Origin of the sequence: Lamprobacter modestohalophilus (assembly GCF_016583905.1) — a bacterium.
GTDB lineage: Bacteria > Pseudomonadota > Gammaproteobacteria > Chromatiales > Chromatiaceae > Lamprobacter > Lamprobacter modestohalophilus.
The window spans coordinates 20,932-27,819 of the sequence record NZ_NRRY01000060.1 but is presented as its reverse complement, the minus strand read 5'-3'; the positions used below and the strand labels follow the sequence as shown (position 1 = coordinate 27,819).

Sequence of the window (6,888 nt, the reverse complement as noted above, 5' to 3'; positions counted from 1 at the left end):
CGTGATGGCCCGGTCTTTGTGAGTCTCTGTCATTGGTCTGCTCCGCTACCTTGGTTGACGATGGGTTCTCATCATCGCTTATTGTGCCCGCTCGGGGTGTGTTGGAGGAGCGGGGCGGACCATTCCATTACTGTTACGATCGCGCTGCCGACTACCAGGCCTTGGAGCAATTGCTCGCCGATGATCGCCCGGTGATCGTCGCCCATCCAAATGCGCTCGACACCAACCTGGATCGGGTGCCGCCAGAATGCGTCGTGGAGATCAATAATCGCTACGTCTGGCGCTGCGACTGGAAGGCCTTCTACGGCCCCTATCGGGAACGCTTCCGCTTCGTCATCAGCTCCGATGCGCATCAGCCGAACTGGCTGAATCAGACCGTGGCGCGCCATGTCGCGGCCTCGCTGGAGATCACCGAAACCCTGCTCTTCGCCGACTGCAGCCGACACTAAGCTTCGGCCTCAGGGTCTTCTCCGCTATCCAGCGGGCTTTGCACACTTTGGCCCCGAGGGTGCGTCAATCGTCTTGCTCGATGATCTCTAGCAGGATTTCGTGCGGGATATCGCCTTGATCGGATTTGGAATAGATGGCGACCAGCAGTCGCTCGCTCTCAGTCTGAAGGTAGTAAATGATGCGATACCCGCCGCTCTTGCCCCGAGTCGCATCGCTGTTCTTGACGCGCACCTTATACAGGACGTGGCCGCGAACCTGTATACGATCCCCCGGGGTTGCCCCATCGCAGAGTTGATCCAGCAACGGCTGGACGTCACTGCGGATACGCCTATAGCGCCGGCTCAGCCGCTTGAGCTGCCGTTTGAAGGCGTCCGAGTAGCGGACGATCATCCGATTAACCCGCGTCGATACCGTCCCAGAGGGTATCGATTGACTGCACCCGCCCGGCCTTGGCATCACGCCAGCCTTCCCGAAACGACTCGGTGGCACTCGGCCAGGGCTCATCCGCTTCGATACCCTCGCGGAATGAATGAACGAGCCGCAACAACAGCGCCCGATAGCGCGCCGGAGTCTGCTCGATCTCAGCATGAAGGCGCTCGGTGATGTCTTCTGTCGGCTGCGTCATAGATCAGCATCCTCGTCTCTAAAAAACACAGACTGCAAGGAACGAATACGTCGGACCGCGTCAAACGAAGGCCACGAAGATCATGCGCCTGAACGAGAAACTCAGGATACAGATCCGCATCCCGAATAGCATCTCATGCTGCGGCGCATAGGGCAGCATCGGCACCCGAGACCGCTGACGTCTAGGAGCCCAAGATCGGGGACCACATCGAGCCACAATACGAACGGCTGATGGCGATGGCGATGGCGATGGCGATGGCGATGGCGATGGCGATGGCGATGGCGATGGCGGAGTATCATCCATCAGGCTCCTTTAGGAATCGTTGCGTAAATTTTCTGACAACTACATAAAGCCCCAATAAATCAAGCATAAACGCGCTAGAATCGTTGCACAAATCGTTGCAACCGAGATCCTGAAGACACCTTGGCATCCATCGCCGACCTGCGCTCCGCGCTCGCGCACGATCCGCCTGTTTCGAGCAGCGAGCTCTGCCGCCGTTTGGGCGGTACCGATCGCGCCACACTCCTGCGCTGGGTGCGCCGACTCGACCCCGAGGTCTTGCGCCTGGGGAAGGCTCGGCGCTCAGCCTATGCGCTGCGTCGTCCGCTGCGCGGGCGGCAGACACCGATCCCGCTGTATCGGATCGATGAGGCCGGAGACGGGCACCTGCTGGGGCGTCTGAGCTTGATCGAGCCCGAGGGTAGCGCTCTGGAGTGGATCGAGCCCTGTCCCTGGCCGCTCGACGATCAGATGGCCGACGGCTGGTTCGAGGGTCTACCCTACCCCCTCTACGACATGGCGCCACAGGGCTTTCTCGGGCGGCATTTCGCCCACCGCCATGCGCAATTACTCGGTGTCAGCGAACGTCTAGCCGATTGGACAGATGCGGACATCGTTCATGTCTTGGCAACGCTCGGGCAGGATCAGCCTGGGGATCTCATCCTCGGCGAGGTGCCTTACGAGGCCGAGCTGCAGGCCCGGGCGCAGCGCCAGCCCCACACCCGCGAGGATTATCCGGTGCTGGCTGAACGGGCTTTGGCCTTTGGCGATGCGGGCTCATCGGCTGGGGGTGAGTTTCCCAAGTTCGCCACGCTCATCGAGCATCAAGGCGAAACGATCTCGGTGATCGTCAAGTTCTCCGGTGCCGATGAGACGCCGGCTGTGCAACGCTGGTCAGATCTGCTCATCGCCGAACATCTGGCGCTCGAGACGCTGCGCTCGGATCTGGCCATCCCAGCCGCTCAGAGCCACATCGAGCAACGGAGTGGACGCTGCTTCCTGGAGGTCGAGCGCTTCGATCGGGTCGGCTGCCAGGGACGCGCCCCGGCGTGCACCTTGGCCAGCCTCAACCCCGCACTGGTCGGCCTTGCCGGCGAGCCTTGGCCGGAGAAGGCCATGCGCTTGCATCAGCACGGCTGGCTGTCGCTCGAAGCCTGCGAGCGCATCCGCCGCCTCTGGTGGTTCGGTCGGCTGATCGCGAACAACGACATGCATGATGGCAATCTCGCGTTCCGTCCAGGACTGACACTAGCGCCGATCTACGACATGCTACCCATGCAGTATGCGCCGACGCGCAGTGGCGAGCTGCCGCGCGTCCGCTTTCAGCCGGCGCTCCCACTGCCGGGCGATCAATCGGCTTGGCTGCAGGCCCGCGAAGCCGCTATGGGCTTCTGGAACCGCTGCGCTGCTGAGCCCGGTATCAGCAGCGCGTTCAGGAAGATTGCCGCCGATAATCGTTCGGCATTAATGCGGCTCTAGCTGGTACGAACTTTTTCCTTGATATACCGTATTGGTATATACTGCCTCTCATGCACGTGATCGCGAAGCCCATCCTGGTCGAGTTCTCGATAAAGCACCCGGACGCCAAGCATCCGCTGGAAGCCTGGTATCGCACCATGAAGATGGATGTCTTCTCGGATTTCAATGACCTGCGTGCAACTTTCGCAAGCGCCGACTACGTGGATGGGCTGACGGTGTTCAACATCGGGGGCAATAAGTACCGGTTGATCGCCGCGATCCACTACAACCGGCGCAAGATCTACATCCGCGGGGTACTCACCCATGAAGAGTACGACCGCGATGGTTGGAAGCGAAACAGGAGAAACTGATGGCACTAACACATAAGACGGTGCCCGAACCGCAAGCCATTCTTCGGGCCTGGATGCCGTTCAAGGAAGTGGTCGGCGTGACCTCGGTTCACTCCGAGGAAGACTACACCCAGGCGCGGGCAACCATCGAGGTGTTACTAGATGAGATCGGCGACAACGAGCATCACCCCCTGGCCGACGTGCTCGACTATCTGGCCGACCAAGTTGCAGCCTATGAAGAGGTGTACCACCCCATCCAGGAGTCCGAGCCGAAAGAAGTGCTACGCTTCCTGATGGACCAGCATGGGTTGAAGCAGGAGGACCTTGCCGACTGCGCCCCGCAAAGTCGCATATCGGACATCTTGAGCGGCCGGCGCGGCATCAGCAAAGAGATCGCTAAAAAGCTGGCTAAGCGGTTCAATGTGAGCGCGGCCCTGTTCTTGTGATTGCAGTTCCGGGCCGTAGCCGCCAGCCCTTTTAAGGTGAACGCCCTGAGGAGGCTGCCGCTCAGGGCAATCGCATCAATATATTAGAGAATACTGTTTGACTATCTGCGAGCGCTGAAGCATCGGATGAGCGCCTTCGCGGCCAAGCCCGAGCGCCGAAGCAATGGCCCGCCGAGTCGGTCTGAACAGCGTTCACATCCCTGTCACAGGTTGCTGTCAGACTCGGGTTTCGGTTATCAACTGACCAGACGAGTGGCCAACCTATGGAACGCTTCGCTGACGAACTCGACCTTGCGCAGTACCAGACCGACCTACTCACCACCTCGGCCATCGCCGCCATCCGGCAACAGATAACCGCAGAGCCTGGCCGCGAGCATTGCCTCGACTGCGGCGCGCCGATCCCTCTAGCGCGTTTGCGACAGGTTCCCAGTGCCACTCGCTGCACCCTCTGCCAGGAAGATCACGAAGCCCAGATCAGTCGTCATCGCAGACACTGAGCGAGCGACCAAGCCCCGCTGGTCGCGCATTGCGAGGCCAGCCGGACGTACAGCATCCGCAGCACCGAATGACAGCATCCGCAGCATCGAAGAGGCTCGCCATGCAACCGGCTGCCCTACCTCAAGACATCCATTCTAACTGTTAGCTTGCAGCTTTCTTCTCTAAACGTTTGGGCTCGCGATTGACGACTTGACGACCTGATTTTTCTGATCTTTCCCTCAGAGCGCGACAAATGCGACCTAGATCATTACCGTGTTCTAAAGCAAAAGCCTTGCCGACAGCTCGCATCTCTTCGACTATAGGATCTTCACGCATTTTCTTCACCGATCAGTTCTTCTGGAGAACATAGGATTGGGCAAACCAAAACTTGAAACTGTGTTTATCACCAATGCCCGCGCGCTTGCGTTATTAAATGTTTGTTCCACGTGAGCAAATAGTCTACGCCTTGATTTGCTGCAATCGCGATGTGAAGCGCACCTCGATCACTATTGGCTGGTACAGCGTTTGAGGAAAGAAGCCATGCTGCTAGCTCCTCTGCCTCTGGCTTGATTGCTAGGATAGGGATATCTGCGATTGCCTGTAATCTCGCCTCAGCAGCCAATGTATCCCCTGCTGAAATCTCCTCTATGACCAGTGGCGAAATGAATGAATCATAATCCGATCGTCGTTCCACCACTCGTTTGTAGACGCTTGATGTCCGGCTATCACCAAATCTCGGCTTGGCCTCGACGTCAGATAGCTAATGACAGACGACTCAAGATAAACCGACTTAGTCATTATTACGATCACTCAACCGCTTGCGCTGTAAGCTAACGCTTGCGCTAACCGGCGCGAGCTTGCGAGCGTCCGAGTTGAGCGCCATGTTCGGCTTTGTTTTCACCCACATCTTGGATGAAACGCCCATGCCTTGCAGTCTGCTTTTTTAGATAATATTCTGCCAAGGCATCGACGCTGTAGCCATGCTCTTGTGCAATTTTATCTTTAGCATCCCAGAGCTCTTTAAGTATTTCGTCAGTCATCTTCGTACACTCCCATCAGCTCGGTTGGGGTTGCTATCTCGGGGCAATGATAGCCGCTTTTTTCGATAATTTTTCTTATCTTAGGTTTCATTTCTGCGTTGTCTATGTGTCGACAGTTCCATGTGAGCAGGAAATCTATTCCATGCACTGCCGCCACCGCTACGTGCAACGCATCATCCAATGCTTTATTTGGAATACCACCTTCTTCAATCAGAGTCTTTGCCAACTCAATGGACGCGCTCTTAAGGGGAAGAACATCAATTCCTTCAAGTGCTGCCAGACGCCTTGCAGCGGCTGACTCATCACCTCTAGCCGCCTCTTCAATCACGACCTCTGAGATGCACAGATCAAATCTGTCTTTCTGAGTTTCCCACCAATCGCTCGTTTCTTTCTGCCATGCAGAGGCAATAAGGTTGCTTGATGGCCTTGCCGTCAGGTAGGAAACGATCGAAGTTTCAATGTAGATCTTTGCCATATCATTGCAGAGATTGGATGGGTATCACTTTCTAGCCGAACCAGTGATTATCTAGTTTCCGGCCAACCTAGCACACAGGGCTTTGCCTTTACAACACCGCCATGGGCAATGATCATTCTGCGGGATAACATCCGCAAAACACATGTCATCCCGCAGCGTTTTGCCTATGCCCTCGATCCCTCCAGACCTCGCGTAGCACTTCGATGCGGCCTTGGTCGCCGACGGCATCGTAGAGAATCATCAGCCGCATATTGCCGCTGGTTGCCGTTCTATTTCGACCAGCAAGCAGGTTCGCTCGGACGAACCCGAGTGGCCTGAAGCCGTCGATAGACGCCGAATGCGATCAGGAAATTGCTGACCGAGAGCAGACTCTCGCTCGCGCCATGCAGGAGATCGGCATGTGACAGACTCGGCAAGACAAGGCGCAGGGTGGCGATGCGCGTGGTGGTGATGGTGACCGCGACGAAGACCAACAGGAACCAGAAGCCAAACACCGTCAGCGCCGAGAACAACGCCCGATCCTGCCGATAGAGCACCAACAGCATCACCAAGAACCCCAGATAGGCCAGGTTCGCCGCCGGCAGCAGCGCGATCGCTCCCGCCTCGCCAAACGACCACTGCAACAGACCCCAAGGCAGCCCCAACAGCATCACCACCGCTGCCGCACCGCCGCGCGGGAATCGCCCCTCAGGCAGCAACAGCAGCGTCGCCGACAACAGCGACAGACTGCCGACGAAGGTCAGCAGCCGCGACAACGCGATCAGCCCATCGGCCTGGTCACCGCTCAGATGAAAGCCGAGTACAGCGAGTCCGGCGAGCAGGTGCGGGATCATCGCATAGGCGAACCAGCGCAGCCGCGGCCGCTCGATGCGGCCTGGCACACAGTCGCAGATCAATATGGATGTCAGCAAAAGGGCATAGCACCCCACCGCTGGCAGTGCGCTCCACTAGGCCGAGGGTTGTCAGCTCGGCCACATCCTCATGCACGCGCTGCACATCCCGCGACACAAGGCGCGCGAGCTCGACCAGGCTCAGCTCGCCAGCGCCCATCAGTGCTTGCACCAGTGCCCAGCGGCGCTCGGTCAAGCGCGAAAACAAGGCCGCGGGCGTCTCGAAGTTCAGCGTCTCTCCCTGGTAGGTTTCCTGCTGTGCCGCGCGTCCCGCGGCCCGCAGCGCCGATTGCCAGTCGGGGTTCAGTGTCACTCTGAGTCGTCGGCTCGCCATTGCTGCACCTCCGCGATGAAATCCTCGATCAGCTGGTCGATGTCTATGAAGGAGCTTCGCTTGC

General features: G+C 58.2%; 12 protein-coding genes. 5 read left to right on the top strand and 7 right to left on the bottom strand.

Annotated elements, in window-relative coordinates:
• Positions 1 to 83 precede the first annotated feature (83 nt).
• A complete protein-coding gene (locus CKO42_RS22670; protein ID WP_200249426.1) occupies positions 84 to 449 on the top strand; it encodes a PHP domain-containing protein in 366 nt (121 codons plus the stop codon).
• 64 nt (positions 450 to 513) lie between these two features.
• Here the strand turns inward: CKO42_RS22670 and CKO42_RS22665 are convergent, their stop codons facing one another.
• The gene (locus CKO42_RS22665; protein WP_200249425.1) at positions 514 to 840 is read right to left on the bottom strand and encodes a type II toxin-antitoxin system RelE/ParE family toxin; all 327 of its coding nucleotides are present in this window, start codon (positions 838 to 840) and stop codon (positions 514 to 516) included.
• Positions 841 to 844: 4 nt separating this feature from the next.
• Positions 845 to 1,075 (bottom strand): hypothetical protein, encoded by a 231-nt coding sequence (locus CKO42_RS22660; protein ID WP_200249421.1) that lies wholly within the window; start codon positions 1,073 to 1,075, stop codon positions 845 to 847.
• Positions 1,076 to 1,498: 423 nt separating this feature from the next.
• Here CKO42_RS22660 and yjjJ point away from each other — a divergent pair, with 423 nt between their 5' ends.
• The 4 genes from yjjJ to CKO42_RS22640 all read left to right on the top strand — a co-directional run bounded on the left by yjjJ (position 1,499) and on the right by CKO42_RS22640 (position 4,105).
• Entirely contained in the window at positions 1,499 to 2,833 is a 1,335-nt protein-coding gene (gene yjjJ / locus CKO42_RS22655; RefSeq protein WP_242479625.1) for a type II toxin-antitoxin system HipA family toxin YjjJ, read from the top strand.
• Positions 2,834 to 2,883: 50 nt separating this feature from the next.
• Positions 2,884 to 3,183 (top strand): type II toxin-antitoxin system HigB family toxin, encoded by a 300-nt coding sequence (locus CKO42_RS22650; protein WP_200249419.1) that lies wholly within the window; start codon positions 2,884 to 2,886, stop codon positions 3,181 to 3,183.
• Positions 3,183 to 3,608: a helix-turn-helix domain-containing protein gene (locus CKO42_RS22645; RefSeq protein ID WP_200249417.1), complete on the top strand. Its 426-nt coding sequence runs from the start codon at positions 3,183 to 3,185 to the stop codon at positions 3,606 to 3,608. The genes CKO42_RS22650 and CKO42_RS22645 overlap by 1 nt, the downstream gene beginning before the upstream one ends.
• 263 nt (positions 3,609 to 3,871) lie before the next feature.
• On the top strand, positions 3,872 to 4,105 hold the full coding sequence (locus tag CKO42_RS22640; RefSeq protein WP_200249415.1) for a TraR/DksA C4-type zinc finger protein: 234 nt from the start codon (positions 3,872 to 3,874) through the stop codon (positions 4,103 to 4,105).
• A gap of 142 nt (positions 4,106 to 4,247) precedes the next feature.
• Here the strand turns inward: CKO42_RS22640 and CKO42_RS22635 are convergent, their stop codons facing one another.
• From CKO42_RS22635 to CKO42_RS22615, 5 genes are all read right to left on the bottom strand, one after another.
• Complete coding sequence (locus CKO42_RS22635) at positions 4,248 to 4,430, bottom strand: hypothetical protein (RefSeq protein WP_200249413.1); 183 nt, start codon at positions 4,428 to 4,430, stop codon at positions 4,248 to 4,250.
• A gap of 497 nt (positions 4,431 to 4,927) precedes the next feature.
• Positions 4,928 to 5,125: a hypothetical protein gene (locus CKO42_RS22630; RefSeq protein ID WP_200249412.1), complete on the bottom strand. Its 198-nt coding sequence runs from the start codon at positions 5,123 to 5,125 to the stop codon at positions 4,928 to 4,930.
• Positions 5,118 to 5,600 carry a type II toxin-antitoxin system VapC family toxin gene (locus CKO42_RS22625; RefSeq protein ID WP_200249411.1) on the bottom strand — a complete coding sequence of 161 codons (483 nt, stop codon included), beginning with the start codon at positions 5,598 to 5,600 and terminating at the stop codon, positions 5,118 to 5,120. Before CKO42_RS22625 ends, CKO42_RS22630 begins: the two co-directional genes overlap by 8 nt.
• A gap of 269 nt (positions 5,601 to 5,869) precedes the next feature.
• Positions 5,870 to 6,433 (bottom strand): DUF3593 domain-containing protein, encoded by a 564-nt coding sequence (locus tag CKO42_RS22620; RefSeq protein ID WP_200249410.1) that lies wholly within the window; start codon positions 6,431 to 6,433, stop codon positions 5,870 to 5,872.
• Positions 6,378 to 6,824 (bottom strand): HVO_A0114 family putative DNA-binding protein, encoded by a 447-nt coding sequence (locus CKO42_RS22615; protein ID WP_200249409.1) that lies wholly within the window; start codon positions 6,822 to 6,824, stop codon positions 6,378 to 6,380. The genes CKO42_RS22620 and CKO42_RS22615 overlap by 56 nt, the downstream gene beginning before the upstream one ends.
• Between the last annotated feature and the right edge of the window lie 64 nt (positions 6,825 to 6,888).

Bases quoted from the DNA above. Each gene is read 5' to 3' on its own strand.
- CKO42_RS22620 (WP_200249410.1), bottom strand. From the start codon at position 6,433: ATGATCCCGCACCTGCTCGCCGGACTCGCTGTACTCGGCTTTCATCTG.
- CKO42_RS22645 (WP_200249417.1), top strand. From the start codon at position 3,183: ATGGCACTAACACATAAGACGGTGCCCGAACCGCAAGCCATTCTTCGG.
- CKO42_RS22625 (WP_200249411.1), bottom strand. From the start codon at position 5,600: ATGGCAAAGATCTACATTGAAACTTCGATCGTTTCCTACCTGACGGCA.
- CKO42_RS22665 (WP_200249425.1), bottom strand. From the start codon at position 840: ATGATCGTCCGCTACTCGGACGCCTTCAAACGGCAGCTCAAGCGGCTG.
- CKO42_RS22640 (WP_200249415.1), top strand. From the start codon at position 3,872: ATGGAACGCTTCGCTGACGAACTCGACCTTGCGCAGTACCAGACCGAC.
- CKO42_RS22630 (WP_200249412.1), bottom strand. From the start codon at position 5,125: ATGACTGACGAAATACTTAAAGAGCTCTGGGATGCTAAAGATAAAATT.
- CKO42_RS22615 (WP_200249409.1), bottom strand. From the start codon at position 6,824: ATGGCGAGCCGACGACTCAGAGTGACACTGAACCCCGACTGGCAATCG.
- CKO42_RS22660 (WP_200249421.1), bottom strand. From the start codon at position 1,075: ATGACGCAGCCGACAGAAGACATCACCGAGCGCCTTCATGCTGAGATC.
- CKO42_RS22650 (WP_200249419.1), top strand. From the start codon at position 2,884: ATGCACGTGATCGCGAAGCCCATCCTGGTCGAGTTCTCGATAAAGCAC.